This window comes from Marinobacter sp. (assembly GCF_041690615.1).
In the GTDB taxonomy this organism is placed as follows: domain Bacteria; phylum Pseudomonadota; class Gammaproteobacteria; order Pseudomonadales; family Oleiphilaceae; genus Marinobacter.
Genome location: NZ_JAWLGY010000003.1, coordinates 97,785 through 115,159 on the forward strand (window position 1 = coordinate 97,785; position 17,375 = coordinate 115,159).

At 62.0% G+C, this 17,375-nt stretch carries 17 protein-coding genes; 8 read left to right on the forward strand and 9 right to left on the reverse strand.

The annotated features are described in order from the left end of the window. The first annotated feature begins 191 nt into the window (after positions 1 to 191). The 3 genes from ACESMZ_RS03285 to gshA all read left to right on the forward strand — a co-directional run bounded on the left by ACESMZ_RS03285 (position 192) and on the right by gshA (position 6,014). Positions 192 to 1,907 (forward strand): putative bifunctional diguanylate cyclase/phosphodiesterase, encoded by a 1,716-nt coding sequence (locus tag ACESMZ_RS03285; RefSeq protein WP_372956973.1) that lies wholly within the window; start codon positions 192 to 194, stop codon positions 1,905 to 1,907. 114 nt (positions 1,908 to 2,021) lie between these two features. Beyond that, positions 2,022 to 4,364: a Tex family protein gene (locus ACESMZ_RS03290; protein WP_372956974.1), complete on the forward strand. Its 2,343-nt coding sequence runs from the start codon at positions 2,022 to 2,024 to the stop codon at positions 4,362 to 4,364. Positions 4,365 to 4,460: 96 nt separating this feature from the next. Further along, a complete protein-coding gene (gene gshA, locus ACESMZ_RS03295; protein ID WP_372972209.1) occupies positions 4,461 to 6,014 on the forward strand; it encodes a glutamate--cysteine ligase in 1,554 nt (517 codons plus the stop codon). Positions 6,015 to 6,072: 58 nt separating this feature from the next. Here gshA and ACESMZ_RS03300 read toward each other — a convergent pair whose 3' ends face one another. Further along, positions 6,073 to 6,516: a flagellar basal body-associated FliL family protein gene (locus ACESMZ_RS03300; RefSeq protein ID WP_372956976.1), complete on the reverse strand. Its 444-nt coding sequence runs from the start codon at positions 6,514 to 6,516 to the stop codon at positions 6,073 to 6,075. Between the two features lie 117 nt (positions 6,517 to 6,633). Between ACESMZ_RS03300 and ACESMZ_RS03305 the strand changes: the two genes are divergently transcribed. Further along, a complete protein-coding gene (locus tag ACESMZ_RS03305) occupies positions 6,634 to 7,131 on the forward strand; it encodes a disulfide bond formation protein B (RefSeq protein WP_372956977.1) in 498 nt (165 codons plus the stop codon). A gap of 128 nt (positions 7,132 to 7,259) precedes the next feature. Next, positions 7,260 to 7,742: a sigma D regulator gene (rsd, locus tag ACESMZ_RS03310; protein WP_372956978.1), complete on the forward strand. Its 483-nt coding sequence runs from the start codon at positions 7,260 to 7,262 to the stop codon at positions 7,740 to 7,742. A 137-nt stretch (positions 7,743 to 7,879) separates the two neighbouring features. On the opposite strand, the gene ACESMZ_RS03315 is transcribed toward rsd, so the two are convergent. From ACESMZ_RS03315 to ACESMZ_RS03325, 3 genes are all read right to left on the reverse strand, one after another. Next, positions 7,880 to 8,593 carry an FKBP-type peptidyl-prolyl cis-trans isomerase gene (locus ACESMZ_RS03315; protein ID WP_372956979.1) on the reverse strand — a complete coding sequence of 238 codons (714 nt, stop codon included), beginning with the start codon at positions 8,591 to 8,593 and terminating at the stop codon, positions 7,880 to 7,882. A 104-nt stretch (positions 8,594 to 8,697) separates the two neighbouring features. Further along, the gene (locus ACESMZ_RS03320) at positions 8,698 to 9,087 is read right to left on the reverse strand and encodes a DUF4124 domain-containing protein (protein ID WP_372956980.1); all 390 of its coding nucleotides are present in this window, start codon (positions 9,085 to 9,087) and stop codon (positions 8,698 to 8,700) included. Further along, positions 9,084 to 9,638: a DUF2390 domain-containing protein gene (locus ACESMZ_RS03325; RefSeq protein WP_372956981.1), complete on the reverse strand. Its 555-nt coding sequence runs from the start codon at positions 9,636 to 9,638 to the stop codon at positions 9,084 to 9,086. The genes ACESMZ_RS03320 and ACESMZ_RS03325 overlap by 4 nt, the downstream gene beginning before the upstream one ends. Before the next feature lie 66 nt (positions 9,639 to 9,704). Here ACESMZ_RS03325 and ACESMZ_RS03330 point away from each other — a divergent pair, with 66 nt between their 5' ends. Continuing rightward, positions 9,705 to 11,636 (forward strand): ATP-binding cassette domain-containing protein, encoded by a 1,932-nt coding sequence (locus ACESMZ_RS03330; protein ID WP_372956982.1) that lies wholly within the window; start codon positions 9,705 to 9,707, stop codon positions 11,634 to 11,636. 61 nt (positions 11,637 to 11,697) lie between these two features. Here the strand turns inward: ACESMZ_RS03330 and ppx are convergent, their stop codons facing one another. Beyond that, positions 11,698 to 13,212: an exopolyphosphatase gene (ppx, locus tag ACESMZ_RS03335; protein WP_372956983.1), complete on the reverse strand. Its 1,515-nt coding sequence runs from the start codon at positions 13,210 to 13,212 to the stop codon at positions 11,698 to 11,700. A 291-nt stretch (positions 13,213 to 13,503) separates the two neighbouring features. On the opposite strand from ppx, the gene trxA reads away from it, so the two are divergent. Both trxA and mobA read left to right on the forward strand, forming a co-directional pair. After that, positions 13,504 to 13,830 (forward strand): thioredoxin TrxA, encoded by a 327-nt coding sequence (gene trxA / locus ACESMZ_RS03340; RefSeq protein ID WP_091848782.1) that lies wholly within the window; start codon positions 13,504 to 13,506, stop codon positions 13,828 to 13,830. 75 nt (positions 13,831 to 13,905) lie between these two features. Next, positions 13,906 to 14,499, forward strand: coding sequence for a molybdenum cofactor guanylyltransferase MobA (mobA, locus tag ACESMZ_RS03345; protein ID WP_372956984.1), 594 nt, complete (start codon positions 13,906 to 13,908; stop codon positions 14,497 to 14,499). 162 nt (positions 14,500 to 14,661) lie between these two features. On the opposite strand, the gene ACESMZ_RS03350 is transcribed toward mobA, so the two are convergent. From ACESMZ_RS03350 to moaB, 4 genes are read right to left on the reverse strand one after another with little or no spacing between them, the layout of a single operon-like run. Beyond that, on the reverse strand, positions 14,662 to 15,117 hold the full coding sequence (locus ACESMZ_RS03350) for a molybdenum cofactor biosynthesis protein MoaE (RefSeq protein ID WP_372956985.1): 456 nt from the start codon (positions 15,115 to 15,117) through the stop codon (positions 14,662 to 14,664). Between the two features lie 2 nt (positions 15,118 to 15,119). Beyond that, positions 15,120 to 15,380 (reverse strand): molybdopterin converting factor subunit 1, encoded by a 261-nt coding sequence (gene moaD, locus ACESMZ_RS03355; protein WP_372956986.1) that lies wholly within the window; start codon positions 15,378 to 15,380, stop codon positions 15,120 to 15,122. A 5-nt stretch (positions 15,381 to 15,385) separates the two neighbouring features. Beyond that, a complete protein-coding gene (gene glp / locus ACESMZ_RS03360; protein WP_372957064.1) occupies positions 15,386 to 16,600 on the reverse strand; it encodes a gephyrin-like molybdotransferase Glp in 1,215 nt (404 codons plus the stop codon). Then, positions 16,600 to 17,172 carry a molybdenum cofactor biosynthesis protein B gene (gene moaB, locus ACESMZ_RS03365; RefSeq protein ID WP_372956987.1) on the reverse strand — a complete coding sequence of 191 codons (573 nt, stop codon included), beginning with the start codon at positions 17,170 to 17,172 and terminating at the stop codon, positions 16,600 to 16,602. The genes glp and moaB overlap by 1 nt, the downstream gene beginning before the upstream one ends. Between the last annotated feature and the right edge of the window lie 203 nt (positions 17,173 to 17,375).

Sequence of the window (17,375 nt, forward strand, 5' to 3'; positions counted from 1 at the left end):
AAAGGAGCATTCTACCTGAGACCAAATTCTGTATCTTCATTGGCTATCAGCTATCTTGGTAAGGTGTTTCTGGGGCCGACCTGTACGTTCGCAATCTTGTTGAAACGATACGGGATCTCCACGGATCACCTTCTGGCAGTCATATCATCCGGCCCATGGTGGGCGGGGTAACAAGAGCATCTGAATCTGTCATGCAGTCCGATAACCTGCGCATCCTGGTCCTGACCGGGGAACAGACCGACTTTCTGCGGTACGGGGCCATGCTCCATGGCCATGGTGACTTTGTTCCCGAACTGACCTGGTGCCCCGACCCGGATGATGTCGGTGATCTGCTGATCAACGCCCATTTCGACGTGCTGTTATGGGAGCCCACCTTTCACGCAGGCTCCGAGGGTGGCTTTCTCCAGTACCTGGCAGTGGCCGGCAATGAAAAGCCGGTGATCGCCATTGGCGGGGGGCTCGAAGATGAGCTGGCAGAGGGGCTTCTGGCCGGCGGTGCGGCAGATTACCTCTGCAAGGGCCGCGTGGACCGCTGGTCACTGGCCCGGGCCGTGCGTTGTGTCTGGTTCCGTCAACAACTGGAAGACAGCGCCGGCGGCCAGCTGGGGCGGGAAGTAGCCAGTGGCTTTATCAACCGCAACCTGTTCTTCGACCGTCTGCAGCAGGCGATTCTCCGGGCCGAGCGGGGCAATCACCGACTGGCGCTGATTCACATCAACCTGGACGACTTCCGTACCGTTAATGAATCCCTGGGTTACCGACAGGGTGATGAGCTGGTGCTCCGGCTGGCCGAGCGGCTGCGTCAGGTCATGCGCCGGGTGGACTCGCTGATGCGCATTGGCGGTGACGAGCTGGCGGTGATCGCCGAAAATGTGGATGACTCCCTGGATCTCTCCCAGATCGTCCGCAAACTGGTGTCAGCCATGAGCGACCCGGTCACCGTGGCCGGTAACCGGGTGGGTGTGACCGCCAGCCTCGGCGTGGCTACTTTCCCCGAAGCCGGCGATACTCCGGAAACCCTGTTGCGCCGGGCCAACCGTGCCATGTTCGAGGCCAAACGCGACTCCGGCACCAGCTACCGCTTCTATAACCGCCAGCTTCACATCTCCGCCGGTCACCAGCTAAAACTGGAGGGGGACCTGCGTAATGCCCTGCGGTCTGGCGAACTGGAGCTCTACTACCAGCCCCGCATCGACCTGGTTACCGGCGAGGTGAGGGGGGTGGAGTGCCTGATTCGCTGGAATCATCCCACCCGGGGGCTGGTCATGCCCGATGAGTTCATTCCGGCGGCGGAGCGCAGTGGCCTGATTGTGCCCATCGGCTACTGGGTGATCGAGCAGGCCTGCGCCCGGCTGCAGGAGTCGGCGGACCTGGGCTTCCCGGGGCTGGTGTTTGCGGTCAACCTGTCGTTCCGGCAGTTCCATGACCGCAAAATGACAGAAACCATCTTCCGCATTATCTTCAACGCCAACGTGGACACCAGCCTGCTGGAGCTGGAACTTACCGAAACCGCCATGATGCACGACCCGGACTATGCCCAGCGCTGTCTGCGGGAACTGAGTCAGCTGGGTATCAGCTTTGCCCTGGATGACTTTGGCACCGGCTATTCCTCCCTTACCAACCTGCAACACCTGCCCATCTCCCTGGTCAAGATCGACAAGTCCTTCGTTCAGGCCCTGGGTGAAACCGGCGACTCGGAGCACATCATCCGGGCCATTATCAGCCTGGCCCACAGCCTGCAGATGAGCGTGGTGGCGGAGGGTGTGGAAACCGAAGGACAGCTGGCCTTCCTTCGTGACCAGCACTGCGACGAAGTGCAGGGATACTACTATGCCCGCCCCATGCCCTGGCCGGCACTGCTGGATTTCCTGCAGGACCGCAATCGCCTGGCTTGCCTGCCGGAGTAAGGCCCTGTACCTTTTGCGGTCTGATGAAATCCGGCCGCCCTGAATCCGACAGGCGGCTGGTGACGAATGGCCCGTCGTCCCGCGGGCAGGATTTTCCCTTTCAGGTAACACAGCATGATCAGTATTCCAGGCCGGATTGCCGAAGAACTCGGTGTTCGCGAACAACAGGTTAACGCCACCATTGCCCTGCTTGACGAGGGCGCCACCGTGCCCTTCATTGCCCGCTACCGGAAAGAAGTGACCGGCGCCCTGGACGACAGCCAGTTGCGAACCCTGGAGGAGCGGCTACGCTATCTGCGGGAGCTGGAAGAGCGGCGGGAGACCATCCTCAAGAGCATCGATGAGCAGGGCAAGCTGACGGATGAACTCCGCGCAGCCATCGATGAGGCTGACACCAAGAACCGCCTGGAAGACCTGTACCTGCCCTACAAGCCCAAGCGCCGTACTAAGGCCCAGATTGCCCGTGAGGCAGGACTGGAGCCATTGGCGGACAGCCTCTATGAGAACCCGGGCCAGGATCCGGAATCACTGGCGGCGGAATACCTTAACCCCGAAGCCGGTGTCGAAGACGCCAAGTCTGCCCTGGAAGGCGCCCGTAATATTCTTATGGAACGCTTTGCCGAGGATGCGGAACTGCTCGGTCGTCTGCGGGATTACCTGTGGAATGAGGGGCAGCTGAAAGTTACCGTGATTGAAGGCAAGGAAAACGAGGGCGCCAAGTTCCGGGACTACTTTGATCATCAGGAGCCCCTGAAAAAAATGCCATCCCACCGGGCGCTGGCGATCCTGCGGGGCCGTAACGAGGGTATTCTCACCTACGCCATCACCGTGGAAGGCGAGAGCGATGACCGCCGCGTGCCTCACCCGGCGGAGGCGAAGGTTACCGCGCACTGGCGCATCCGTGACCAGGGGCGCCCGGCGGATCGCTGGCTGGCGGAAGTGGTGCGCTGGACCTGGCGGGTCAAGCTCTCCACCCAGCTGGAAACGGACCTGATGGCCCAGGTGCGTGAAGGCGCCGAAGCCGAGGCCATCCAGGTCTTTGCGAACAACCTCAAGGACCTGCTCCTGCTGGCCCCCGCCGGCCCCCGGCCGACGCTTGGCCTGGATCCGGGGCTGCGTACCGGGGTAAAAGTCGCGATTATCGACGGAACCGGCCAGGTGGCCGGCTACGGCGCCATCTACCCCCACGCCCCGAAGAACCAGTGGGACCAGTCCATAGAGCAGCTGGCGAAGTGGTGCCGGGAACACAGAATCGAACTGGTGGCCATCGGCAATGGTACCGCGTCCCGGGAAACCGAAAGGCTGGTGGCCGACCTGTGCAAGCGCTACCCGGAGTTCAAGCTTAACCGCATTGTTGTGAGCGAATCCGGCGCGTCCATTTATTCAGCCTCTGAATTTGCCTCGCGGGAACTGCCGGACCTGGACGTAACCATTCGCGGTGCTGTCTCTATCGCCCGCCGGCTGCAGGACCCGCTGGCGGAATTGGTCAAGATTGAACCCAAGTCCATCGGCGTCGGCCAGTACCAGCACGATGTCTCCCAGGTGCAACTCGCCCGCAGCCTTGACGCGGTGGTTGAGGATTGTGTCAATGGGGTGGGCGTTGATCTCAATACCGCCTCGGCACCCTTGCTGGCAAGGGTATCCGGTCTCAACCCCGGCACCGCCGAGAACATCATAGAGTTCCGCAGCCGCAACGGTGGCTTCCGCAGTCGTAAGCAGTTGCTGGAAGTGCCCAGGCTGGGGCCGAAGACCTTTGAACAGGCCGCCGGCTTCCTGCGAATCAGCCAGGGAGAGAACCCCCTGGACCGTTCCGCCGTACATCCCGAGGCTTACGGTGTGGTGGAAGCCATCGCCGGGAAGAGTGGCCGCAAGGTGGCGGACCTGATCGGCGATGTCAGTTTTTTGCGCAGCCTGAATCCGGAAGACTACGTAACCGACCAGTTCGGGGTGCCCACCATCCGGGATATCATCGCCGAGCTGGAAAAGCCGGGGCGCGACCCCCGGCCGGAGTTCCGTTTTGCCAGCTTCCAGGAAGGGGTGGAAACCCTCAATGACCTGAAGCCCGGCATGACCCTTGAAGGTACGGTGACCAACGTCACCAATTTCGGGGCGTTCGTGGATATCGGTGTGCATCAGGACGGCCTGGTTCATATCTCGGCCCTGTCCCATGAGTTTGTTAAGGACCCCCGTGAGGTGGTCAAGGCCGGCGATATCGTCAAGGTCAAAGTGATGGAAGTGGACATTCCCCGCAAGCGTATTGGCCTGTCCATGCGCCTGGATGACAAGCCCGGCGAGAGCAACCGGCCGGGGCGGGGACAGGGCGAACGCCGCAAGCCCGCCCAGGCACGCGAGGGTTCCGGTGGCGGCGGGCGTGGCGGTCAGTCGCAACAACCCCGGGGTGCCATGGCTGGGGCCCTGGCCGAGGCACTGGCCTCAGCCCGCAAGGACAAGCGTTAATCCAACGACGGCAGGCGGCGTTGCAGTCGCCTGCCCGTGCTAAAGTCGTCCGTAGCGGCAAGGCTTCCGCTCGCCGGGTGATCAGAGGAGTCAAACATGGGTGCATCGCGCCACGGGCTGTTCGCTCAGCTCAATGCCAGTGACTGGGACGGGTTCCTGAAAGGGGCCGAGAAAGAGGGGCTGCGGGTTGATCGCAACGGGTTCATTGCTCAGACCCCGCATCCGAAGGCACTGGGTTCGGCGCTGACCCATCCGCGCATCACCACCGATTATTCGGAATCCCTGCTGGAACTGATCACCCCGGTGTGTCGCAGCACCGAGGAAATGCTTGCGTCCTTGCGGGATATTCACTGGTTTGTGCACCAGCACCTGGAAGACGAAGTGCTCTGGTCCGCCAGCATGCCCTGTGAGCTGGATGGTGACCCGAGTATTCCGATCGCGGAATACGGCCGTTCCCATATTGGTCAGCTCAAGCATGTGTACCGCCAGGGTCTGGCGGTACGCTACGGACGGATGATGCAGAGCATTGCCGGCGCCCATTACAACCTGTCTCTGCCGGACAGCTTCTGGCAGAAATGGCAGCAGTTGCTGGCCGACGGGCAGTCCCTGCAGGATTTCAAATCCGACCAGTATTTCTGGCTGATCCGCAATTTCCGCCGCCGCAGCTGGCTGCTGATGCTGCTGTTCGGTGCCTCTCCCGCGCTGGACGCCAGCTTTGTTCGCGGCGTCAGTCACCAGCTCACACCTTTCAGTGACGACACCTTCTATGGCCGTAATGCCACTTCCCTGCGCATGGGGGATCTGGGCTATCACAACAACGCCCAGTCGTCCCTGAATATCTGTTTCAATGAGCTGAAAACCTACACCGAGACCCTCGACCGGGCGATTCACACCACCTGGCCTCCCTATGAGGAAATCGGCACCCGTCGTGGCGATCAGTTCATCCAGATCAACACCAGCATTCTGCAGATCGAGAACGAGTACTACAGCGCCGTGCGGCCGAAGCGGACCACCGAGCGGGGCGAGAAGCCCATCCAGGCACTGGAACGTCGCGGCGTGGAGTACATCGAGGTGCGCTGCCTGGATCTTGATCCATTCTCCCCTCTGGGTCTGAACGCACCGCAGGTGGACTTCCTGGACCTGTTCCTGCTGGGTTGCCTGCTGCAGGACAGTCCGCGAATTGGCGATGCCGAGTGTGATCGCCTGGACGACAACTACAAGGACGTGGTCAATGAAGGTCGTGATCCCCGGCTCCAGCTGACCCGTTGCGATCGCAGTATTGCCCTTGGTGATGCCTCGCGGGAGGCCCTGGATGAACTGAACGGCCTGGCGGAGCAGCTGGACCAGTGGCAGGGCGGTACCCGCTACCGGGAAGCCCTGGCGGTGCAGCGGCAGAAGCTGGATGATCCGTTATTGCTGCCCTCAGCCCGGGTGCTTGCAGCCATGGAAGATACCGGTCGCGGTCACCGGGAGTGGACCCTGGAGATGTCCCGGGAGCACCAGCGCAGCCTGCAGGAAGCCGTACCTGACGAGCAGGTACGTGCAGACTTCGAGCGCATGACACGGGAATCGCTGGACGAGCAGGCGGCTATGGAAAAAGCCGACAGCGGCACGTTCGGAGAATTTCTCGAGAACTATCTGGCCAGCTGACAGTCACAGGCGGGTAAATGGTCCCTGTACCTGGCCAGCTGGCTGAGCGCTGTCTGGATCAGCGCTGTATGACGAAGGTGCTGAACAGCACATTGACGATCTGTTCGTCGGTCCGCTGTTGTTCCAGGACCTGGTTCAGTCGGGTACGGGCTTCCTCCCGGACGGCCTGCTGGCCTTCAGGGGACGACAGGGTTTCCAGGTCGGTCTGTTCGCCAAAAAGCATGACCAGTTCATGGCGTAGCCGGGGCATGTGGGTTTCAATGGCCGCCCGGGCGGTTTCCGAATTCACCCGGAGAGTAACATCGGCCTTCAGGTATTTGAGTCGCTCGGACGGTTCCCCCACGTGGGTGACGAATGAGGGCTTCATTTCCACGTAATCGGTAAAGGTCGGGGCCTCCTCACTGGTCTCGTCAGCCTCAGGCTCGTCCTCGGCAGTAACCGGGAGGGGCAGTGCGACAACCAGGATGAGGCTGATCCAGAAGGCAAGGTATCGATTCATCATCGGTTTTCTTGTTTCACGTTGGCAAATGGTCTGGTCCGCAGAATAGCAGGACCCGGTGATGGATGCAGCCATCGCGGGTCGGACGGCCCCAGACCGCGACAGAAGGTTGTTCGACAGATGCGCAGACTGGTTTTTCTCTTTGCTTTCCTGGTACCGGCCGCCTTGCTGGCGGTGGCATTCTACATGGAATACGTCATGGGCCTGGAGCCCTGCCCGCTGTGCTGGCTGCAGCGGTTTGCGTTCATGGGCGTTGCCGCGGTGGGGCTGCTGGCGGTCGTGCATAATCCGGGACACATCGGCGGTCGCATCTATGGCTTTCTGCTGGCGCTGACGGCGGGTATCGGGGCAGGGCTGGCGGGTCGTCAGCTGTGGCTGCAAAGTTTGCCGGAAGACCAGGTGCCCGCCTGCGGCACCTCGGTTGACTATATGCTGGAGGTGTTTCCGCTGATGGAAGTGCTGGCCATGGCGGTCAAGGGCACCGGCGACTGTGCCAAGGTGGTCTGGACCTTCCTGGGTCTGAGCATACCCGGGTGGACCGCCGTATTCTTCACCCTGATCATACTGGCCGGGCTGGCGGTCCTGTTTGGCCTCATCCGGCCGTCTGCCCGTAACTGACAGGGCGTTCCCCGGTACCATGTAGAGCCGTATATGCCGTGTTTTTGGTGCTTGCCCGGCTGCGCGCAATTAGGGTAACTTGGTTCTCACTGCTGACTGCGACAAACCTTATCCGCCCGGGAGGCACCATGTTAGAGAACTGCCGTAATGCGAAGGAGCGCTGGGGAGGCGTCCACCAGTTGATTGACCGCTGGCTGAAAGAGCGTCAGGAGTTGTTGGTGCACTATTGTGACCTCTCCGACACCGCCCGGGACACTGCATCAGAGAACCTCGGTAAGAAGCTGGAGCGGCTCTGTCAGATCCTGGTGGACTACACGTCAGCGGGCCACTTCGAGATCTACGAACAGCTGATTCAGGAGGCCAGGGAGTTTGACGACGGCGGTATCGAACTGGCCGGTCGTATCTACCCCCGCATCAGTGAGACCACCGAGGTGGTACTGGACTTCAACGAACGCATCGATGGCAAGCGCCCGGCCGAGTCAGAAATGGATGACCTGATGGCGGAGCTGTCCCGACTGGGTGAAGCCCTGGAAACCCGCTTCGAGCTGGAAGACTTCCTGATCGAGCAACTGCACAACGTCCACGCCGACAAGGTGCCATCATCGGCGTGAGTTTGGCTGCTTGCCGTTGAAGGGAAGTCTGTCCGGTGCGGCCGGGTCAGCATCACGGGCACAGAAAACGAATTGCACAACCAGAAAGGGCGACTCCGTGGAGTCGCCCTTTCTGGTTTCAGGTGATGACCGTCGGATTAATCCTCCGGGTTCACTTCCAGCAGTTCCACATCGAATACCAGGGTTTCATTGGGACCGATGCTCATGTTGCCGCCGGGACCGTAGGCCAGGTCGGACGGAATGTAGAGCTTGAAGCGGCTGCCCTCGCTCATCAGTTGCAGGCCTTCGGTCCAGCCATCAATGACCTGGTTCAGGCGGAAACTGACCGGCTCTCCACGTTCGCGGGAGCTGTCAAACACTTCCCCGGAGAGCAGCTCACCGGTGTAGTGCACTTTGACCTCGTCGTCCGGACCGGGCTTCTCGCCGTCACCTTCCTCGATCACTTCATACTGCAGGCCGGACTCGGTGGTGGTGACCTCGTCACGTTCGCCGTTCTCCGCCAGGAACTGTTCACCAGCCTCCCGGTTTGTGGTGGCAGCCTGTTCCATGTCCTGCTGCTGCCGGGTCTGCATCTCCTGCTGATAGGCCAGCATGGCGTCCTGGATTTCCTCGCGGCTGAGGCGGGGAGACCCGTCCTCTGCGTGGCCGTGGCGGAAGCCTTCGATAAACTGTTCCAGCTCCAGTTCGGGCAGGTCGTTTTTCATGCGCTCGGCAAACACCATGCCCATGCCGTAACTGACTTTCTCGCTGTTGGTTTCCAGCGGTGCCTCGGTAACTTCCGGACTCTGGGTGCCGGCAGTACAACCGGCGAGCACGCCGGCAACGGAAAGGGCGATCAGCGTTTTCTTCATGGTTATTCCTGTCACGATAATGAGTTGTTCGTGGGCAAAGACCAAAGGTAACTGCTTTAACGCCGTGATACCACTGACGGAGTCGTCATTTTCGCCCGGGTGACTCAGCTTCCGGACTGGGGCAGCTGGGGTTCCAGCGCAAAAGGCGCGGAATAGGGCGCGGTCAGGTCTTCCCCGGCGGGGTCCGGTGGCACCGGATCCAGCATCCGTGTGTTCTGGCCGGGCTCGATCGCCAGGGTATTCCAGCTGCCGCTCTGGGGCGGCTTGTCGGCATAATGCCAGCTGCCTTCGGCGTCCTGCCATTTGAAGACGATTTCCGGGCCGGGGGGCGTTACCGGTGCAGGAACCAGGGCCTCAAAGGAGGGGATGGCCGTGGATTCCCGGGTTTGCTCCGGGTCACTGCCAGCGTTTTGTGGCGCCTTGACGCCGAAAATCAGCAGTGCCACCAGCAGGCCCAGAGCCGGGAAGGCGAGACGGATCAGCCAGCGGGTCATGGCTCCGGGCCTCCCCCGTTGTGATGGCCGCCAGAGCCCTCCGGCGACGAAATCAGGTTGATGAGCTTTGCCAGATGTCTGATCATGGGCTCCGATTTTTCGTTGAGGCTGCCTTCGATGGCCGGGGCGGCCACGCGGAGGTTCTGTTCTGCCAGCAAGGCTGTCTCTGTCACCGGGCTTGCCGGGGCTGAGTCAGCGAGTGCCAGCCATGCCCGGTACAGCTCTATCCGCTCGGCTTCGAGCTCGGCCCTGGCCAGGGATTGCCGTAGCGGTGCGAGCAGGTTATCGGATTTATCCAGGGATTTCTTAAGGGATCGTACGGACTCCGTCACCGTTGCGCGCCATCGGCGCAGTGTGTCGGGTTCGTCGCCGGAATAGTCGCGGCCCTCGCTGGCCAGCCAGCCGGCACAGAGCAGGCGGGTGACGGACCAGCCCTGTTGCTGCAGGTCCAGGCACAACTGGCTTGCCCCGGGCTGCTGCCAGAGGGTCAGTGAAAAGCGCCACAGGGGCGTATCCGTCTCGGGTGTGTAGCCTGGTTCCTGCGCTGGCATGAAACGTCCGTTAACCGGTCCCCGGTTCATTCACGAATTTTACCCCGGGAGCGTTATAATCCCGCAATGATTACGATAAGCAATCTCAGTTTACAACGCGGTGGTGTCTGGTTGCTAGATTCCACCAGCGTCACCATTCAGCCGGGACAGCGGGTCGCCATTGTCGGCGCCAACGGCGCGGGCAAGTCCAGCCTGTTCCAGCTGTTGCTGGGTCAGCTCTCCGCCGAGCAGGGCGCAGTTGCACTCCCCGGCGGGTGTCGCATTGCCCACATGGCCCAGGAGGTGGAAGCCTCGGGGCGCAGCGCCCGGGAGTTCGTGCTGGACGGCGATACCCGTCTGCGGGAACTGGAGGCGGCACTGGCAAAGGCGGAGGCTGAAGGTAACGACCATGCCATGGCCCACATCCATGGCGAACTGGATGTTCACGAGGCCTGGTCGGCACCCCGCCGGGCGGAAGCGCTGATTCGGGGGCTGGGATTTGCCGAAGGCGATGCGGATCGGCCGGTGTCCTCCTTTTCCGGTGGCTGGCGTATCCGGCTGAACCTGGCCCAGGCCCTGATGAAGCCTTCGGACCTGTTGTTGCTGGACGAGCCCACGAACCACCTGGACCTGGATGCCTGCCTGTGGCTGGAGAACTGGCTCTCCCGGTACCCGGGCACGTTACTGTTCATCTCCCACGACCGGGATTTCATGGACCGGGTTGCCACCCATATCATCCATTTCGACCGCAAGAAACTGGTGCAATACACCGGCAACTACTCCGCCTTTGAGCATCAGCGCAGTGAACGGCTGGCCCAGCAACAGGCCAACTACGAGAAACAGCAGGCCCGCGTCGCCGAGATCCAGCGCTTTATCGACCGCTTCAAGGCCAAGGCCACCAAGGCCCGGCAGGCCCAAAGCCGGGTCAAGGCGCTGGAACGGATGGAGCAGATTGCGCCGGCCCACATTGATTCGCCGTTCAGCTTTACCTTCCCGGTGGCAGAGAAGGTGTCGAACCCGCTGTTGTCGATCCGTAACGGCAAGGCCGGTCATGGCGACACCGTCGTGTTGTCAGGGCTGAACGTCACACTGTTGCCCGGTAGCCGCATTGGTCTGCTGGGCCCCAACGGCGCCGGCAAATCCACGCTGATGGATGCCCTGCGGGGTGAAGCCACCCTGCTGGCGGGAGAGCGCACCACCGGTGAGCACCTGGCCATTGGCTATTTCGCCCAGCACCAGCTGGAGTCCCTGGACCTGGACGCCAGTCCGTTCCTGCACCTCCAGCGGCTGTCGCCGAAGGCGTCGGAACAGAGCATTCGCAACTTCCTGGGGGGCTTCGACTTCCATGGTGATGAGGCCCTCTCGGCCATCCGTTCCTTCTCCGGCGGCGAAAAAGCCCGGGTGGCGCTAGCGGTGATTGCCTGGCAGAAGCCCAACCTGCTGCTTCTGGATGAGCCTACCAACCACCTGGACCTGGAGATGCGCCAGGCCCTGACCATGGCCCTGCAGAACTTTGACGGCGCGATGGTGGTGGTCTCCCACGACCGGCACCTGCTGCGCAACACCGTGGACGAGTTCTGGCTGGTCAGTGACGGCGCGGTCGCGCCCTATGAGGGCGACCTGGAAGACTACGAGCGCTGGCTGGCTGATCGGCGCCGGGATGATGACGAGCCTCCGCGTCGGGACAGCCAGGCTGCCGTTTCCAGTCAGGGGACGGGGCTCACGGCGGAACAGCGCAAGGTACAGAAGCGGGAGCAGGCAGAGCTGCGCAAACAGCTGAGCCCCTGGAAGAAGCAGCTGACCCAGGCGGAGAAAGCCATGGAGGCGGCCCAGGCGAAACTGGCCGAGCTGGAGGACGTGTTATCAGACCCATCCCTGTACGATGCAGCCAGCAAGGAGCGTCTCAAGGCCCTGCTGGCGGACCAGGCAAGCGCACGTTCAGCGCTGGAAGAAGCTGAGGTCACCTGGCTGGAAACCAGTGAGAAGCTGGAAGAGCTGGAGGCGCAGTTGGAAGCCTGATCCGCGGGGGCTGGCCAGAGGGGTGGTCCGGCGAGGCCGGTCGCGGGTGCACACAGGCTTGCTAGCGGGTCTGGATCTCCAGCGAGAAGTCCTGCCGGGCCAGGTACTCCTTCTCGTTCTCCAGATCCGCCAGGGTCAACGGCCGCTGGCTGAGCCAGTCTTCGTCAAAGGTCAGTTGCAGGCGCCGGTTCGAGGCCCTGGCCGTAAGGGCTGGCGGTGACTCGTAGTTGCGGGCATGTTGCAACAGCACTCCCAGCCTCAGCAGCACGCAAAGACGCTTGAGACGCTGTGCGTCGGCAGGCTCGAACCCGTCAAAGATGGACGGGGTAAACTTGCGTCGGTGGCCCCGTACCAGCGTGGCCAGCTCCTGCTGGAACTGCTGGGTAAAGCCCGGCAGGTCTGAATAACGCAGCAGGTAGGCACCATGTTTGTGGTACTGGCTGTGGGCAATGGTCAGGCCGATCTCGTGCAGCCGGCTGGCCCACCGCAACAGCTCCTCATCCCCAAGGGTATTGATGTTCCAGTCCCGGCAGACGCATCGCCACAGGGCGATGGACGAGGCTTCCACCGCCTCGCCATGGCGCTGGTCCAGGTGATAGCGCTCCTGCAGCGCAGTGATGGTGCGCTCGCGGACATCCTCGTGCTGGATGCGCCCCTGGATGTCGTACAGCAGCCCTTCCCGCAGGGCTCCATCGGCGTAGGTCATCTGTTCGATGCCCAGGGACTCGAAGGCAGCCAGCAGAATGGCAAAGCCGGCCGGGAAAATGCTCTGCCGGTCAGTACGCACCCCCAGGTCTGCCAGCCGCCGTACATGGCCCATATCGATCAGGCGGCGACGTAGCTCCCGCATGCTCTTGAGATCGATGGTGCCGTCTGTGATTCGCAGGCTGGCCAGTACACTGGCGACGGCCTTGATGGAGCCGGATGAGCCCACGGCACTGTGCCAGCCCAGCTCCCGGTAACGGGAGCGGATATTGAGCAGCTCCTGGGAGGCATGGGTGACGGCCTGGTCCATTACCCGGCGGGTGATCTTGCCGTCAGGGAAATAGCGGTTGCGGAAGGACACGCACCCCATATGCAGGCTTTCCAGCGCCTGGGTCTCGAAGCGCTCACCGATGATGAATTCGGTGCTGCCACCGCCAATATCCACCACCAGTCGGCGACCGGTATCATCAGACAGGGTATGGGAAACGCCCAGGTAGATCAGGCGGGCCTCTTCCCGGCCGGCGATGATCTCCACCGGGTAGCCGAGCACTTCTTCGGCGCGGGCGAGGAACTCCTGGGTATTACGGGCAACCCTCAGGGCGTTGGTGCCAACAATCTGCACCGCTTCCGGGGGCATGCCGCTGATGCGCTGGGCAAAGCGGCTGAGGCAGGCAAGGGCGCGTTGCTGGGCTTCTTCGGTCAGGTTGTTGTCGGCGTCCAGGCCAGCCCCCAGCTGGACCTTTTCGCCCATTTTCTCCAGGGTCCGGATTTCCCCGTGAACCTGGCGGGCTACCACCATATGAAAACTGTTGGAGCCCATGTCGATGGCCGCAAGCAGCTCGGGCGGGTTGGCATTGTCTGAAGCCGTCACGTGTCTTGAAATCCTCTTGCCAGCCTTTATAGTGAGGCGCCTGCGCCGCTGCCGGTACTATAAGCGAATTGACTCGGACCTGTCAGTACCGGATACGCCTTGCAATAGCGGAGACTACTGCCTGTCGGCGCTTCACAGGTGGAAGCCAAATCGCGTAAAGTAACGTATAGTCGCTTTTCAAAAGGCACCCTATTTTGTTCGCGGCGGTGATTGCACCGTCAAAGATCCAGTTCACCGGACGCCACTGCCCTCAAGGGTCGCGGCCTCGGGTGACAGAAGCAGGAAACAGCAATGAGCGGAAACATCGTAAACGTAACCGACGATTCCTTTGAGCAGGACGTACTGAATTCCGACACCCCCGTGCTGGTGGACTACTGGGCAGAGTGGTGCGGTCCGTGCAAGATGATTGCACCGGTACTGGAAGAAATTGCCGAGGAATACGAAGGCAAGCTCAAGGTCTGCAAGCTGAACATCGACGAAAACGAACAGACCCCACCCAAGTTCAATATCCGCGGCATTCCCACCCTGATGCTGTTCAAGAACGGCAACGTGGACGCCACCAAGGTGGGCGCGCTGTCCAAGTCCCAGCTGGCCGCCTTCCTGGACAGCAACCTCTAAGCAGGTGATGTCCAAAGCCGCCCCTGAACCTGGCCATCAAACGCAAGCCAGGGTCACGGGCGGTTTTTTATTGCCATGATCAGCGACCGGCCTCCCGTTATCATCGGCCTGCTTCTCGCAGGCGGCAAAGGCACCCGCATGGGCGGCCAGGACAAAGGCATGCTCCCCTGGCAGGGCCAGCCCATGGCCCGTTGGGTCTTCAGGGCCCTCGCCACGGTAACCCCCGAAGTCTTTATCAGCGCTAACCGCTCCCTGGGTGACTACGAACAGCTGGCCCCGGGCCACGTCCTCCAGGATCCGCGAAACTTCTGTCACCAGGGCCCCCTGGCCGGGCTGCTTGCCGGGCTCAGGGCTGCCGCCCGCGAAGGTGCCACCGCTGTCCTGGTCTGCCCCTGTGACACCCCCGGCATCACCCCGGCTACCCTCGATGCCCTGGTCATCGCCTGGGAATCCCGACCTGACCGCCCGGTGATCGCCGAAAGTGAGGGCAGGACCCACCCCCTGCATGGGGTCTACCCTGTCAACCTGATGGTCCCTCTCCAGCAATGGCTGGAGTCCGGTAACCGACGGGTCATGGGATTTGCAAAGTCGGCTGGTGCAGTGGTCGTGGACTGCCCGGAAGCCGGCGAGGTCTTCAGAAACCGCAATAAACCAGACGATCTGTTGTAGTGTTTGAAGCCACTCAACGCTGTTTGAATCGGTACCCGGGTGGGGGAGCTTTTCTTCCGGAAAAAGAGCTCGCTTTGCTCAGACACCTTTTTCCTGCAGAAAAGCTCCCCCACCCGGGTACCAGCCACCTGAAGATCCAGCCACCTGACGCAGGCGATGAGGTCATTCCTCCCAGCGCCCACCGACGTGCAAATCCGACTCTTTCTGCTCCACCCAGTGCTCTCCGGATACGGTCAGCTCCTTCTTCCAGAAAGGCGCACTGGTCTTGAGCACGTCCATCAGGAACTGACAGGCAGCAAAGGCGTCTCCCCGGTGGGCGCTGGCCACGCCTACAAAGACAATCTGGTCTGAGAGCCGCAAGGTGCCCACCCGGTGGATTACCTTTACCCGGCGAATATCCCACCGCTCCCGGGCCTGACGGATCAGATCACTGATCACCTGTTCCGTCATGCCGGGGTAGTGTTCCAGGTACAACCCGGTTACACCCTGCAGGTCGCCACTGTCCCGCACCAGCCCGGTAAAGGTCGCAATCGCGCCAGTGCCCGCGCCGCTGTCCCGCAAGCTTTCATACTCGGCTGCCGGATCGAAGTCCGTTTGACCAACGCGTACCTCTTCCATGGCTAGCCTCCGGTGACCGGCGGGAAAAAGGCCACTTCATCTCCGGGCTTCACCGGAGTGGCAGGCCTGGCCATGGCCTGGTTGACCGCAATCATCACCGGCTGGTCTCCGTTCAGCTGCGCCCAGGGGCCGCCCCGGTCCGACAGCTGCTCCAGCAGGTCGCCGGCGGTCTGGCCGGCTTCGCAGGGCAGGGTTTCCTGGTCCGTGCCCAGTTCCTCCCGCAGGCGGGCGAAAAAACGAACGGTCAGGGTCTGGTCACTCATGGTCATTATCCAAGCAGTTCACTGAAAGCGTAGTAGAGAACACGGTCGCCTGCCGCCAGGGTTGTATCCTCCGGCACCACTGCCAGGCCATCCCCCCAGCAGGCGGAGCTCAGCACGCCGGAGCTCTGGTTCGGGTAGGCAGCAACCTCCGTCAGGTCACCATTGGCCTGCTTGCGGGCCCGCAGGAACTCCCGCCGGACCGAAGGCCTGTCCACCGAAAACGCCGCCGGCAGGTGTTCGCCCAGCGGATGGTAGCGGCGGTTGCCCTGACAGTGACGGATATAGGGCAGGCCAGCCACCAGAAAAGTGACCAGTACCGCCGCCGGATTGCCGGGCAGGCCCAGTACCGGGGTGCCGTCCAGGGAACCGAAGGCCAGCGGTTTGCCGGGTTTGATGGCCAGGCGCCACAGGGAAAGCTCACCGGTTTCTTCCAGCACCACCCGCACATGGTCTTCCTCGCCGACGGAGACGCCACCGCTGGTAATGATGAGATCCGCTTCGGCGGCGGCGCCAACGAGGGTCGACCGGGTATCCTCCCGGTTGTCCCTGAGGGTTTCGCAGCGAACAATATGGCAACCGACAGCCTGCAGCAGGCCCGTCAGGGTATAGCGATTGGTGTTGTAGATCTGTCCGGCCTGCAGTGGCTGGCCCGGGTCCACCAGCTCGTCGCCAGTGGAAAACACAGCCACTCGCAGAGGTTGCAGAACCTCGACAGAGCCAATGCCCATGGAGCCCAGCAGCCCCATTTCCTGGGGTCGTATGGGTGTACCGGCTGACAGGGCAATGTCCCCGCTACGCAGATCCTGGCCCTGACGCCGGATATTCTGGCCATCCTCAACCGTTGCGGTTATGGCGATGCCGCCGTCCCGCGCGCCGGTTCGTTCCTGCATCACTACCGCATCGGCCCCCGCCGGAATCTCCGAGCCAGTGAAAATGCGCACCGCAGTGCCAGGCTCCAGGGTGCCGGGTGGTTGTCCGGCAGCGACCCTGGCCGACACCGGCAAAGGTTCCCCGGACGCGGCGTCAGCCACCCGCACGGCATAGCCATCCACAGCACTGTTGTCCGCGGGCGGGACATCTGCCGGTACCCGGATATCCTCCGCCAGAATCCGCCCAAGGGTCTGCTCCAGCGGAAGCTTCTCTGTACGGTCCACCACCTGCGCCCGGGACAGCAAGTGTTCCAGGGCGTCATCCAGTGAGGTCAGGTTGGAACCAGCCATCATGCTTGCGCCTTGTCGCCGATCACTTCGTCCAGGCGATGCACCGGGCGGTCTGGCTTGCGTTGAACCAGGGCCGCGAAGTTGCAAGGCCCGTGGCGACTGTCCAGCTGGGTACTGAGTATGCCCTCCCAGCCAGTGCGACAGGCGCCGGTGGAGCCGGGCAGGCAGAAGATAACGGTATGATTGGCCAGGCCCCCAAAGGCGCGGGACTGGATGGTGGAGGTACCGATATCCAGTTGCGACAGGCGGCGGAACTCTTCGCCGAAGCCGTCGATGGTCTTGTCCAGCAGCGGACCAACCGCTTCCGGGGTGCTGTCCCGCTCGTGGAAGCCGGTGCCACCGGTGATGATGATGCCGTGAATGGCCGGATCAGCAATCCAGCGGGACATCAAGGCCCGCACCAGGTAAATGTCGTCCGGGAGGATGCGACGGGCAGCCAGCTGGTGGCCGGTGGCCACTAACTGGTCTTCCAGATACTGCCCGGAGGTGTCTTCCTCCGGCCCGCGGGTGTCGGAAACGGTCAACAGGGCGATGTTCAGGGGCACCAGTTCACCGGTGGGTTTGCTGCTCATGGCAATCTCCGCAGTAGTAAGGCTTTGATGATTCCAGTATCCGCATTGGTCCGGGTTATTGGAAGGGAATACCCCAACAGATATAGGTAGTGTCGCGCAGGAAATCAGGGCAGGGCGCAAAACCAGTGCAAAAATGGGGCAGTAATACTTGACACAGGTGCAGCGGGTAGTCGATTATCCTGTTTGCCTGGCGAACGGTTGTT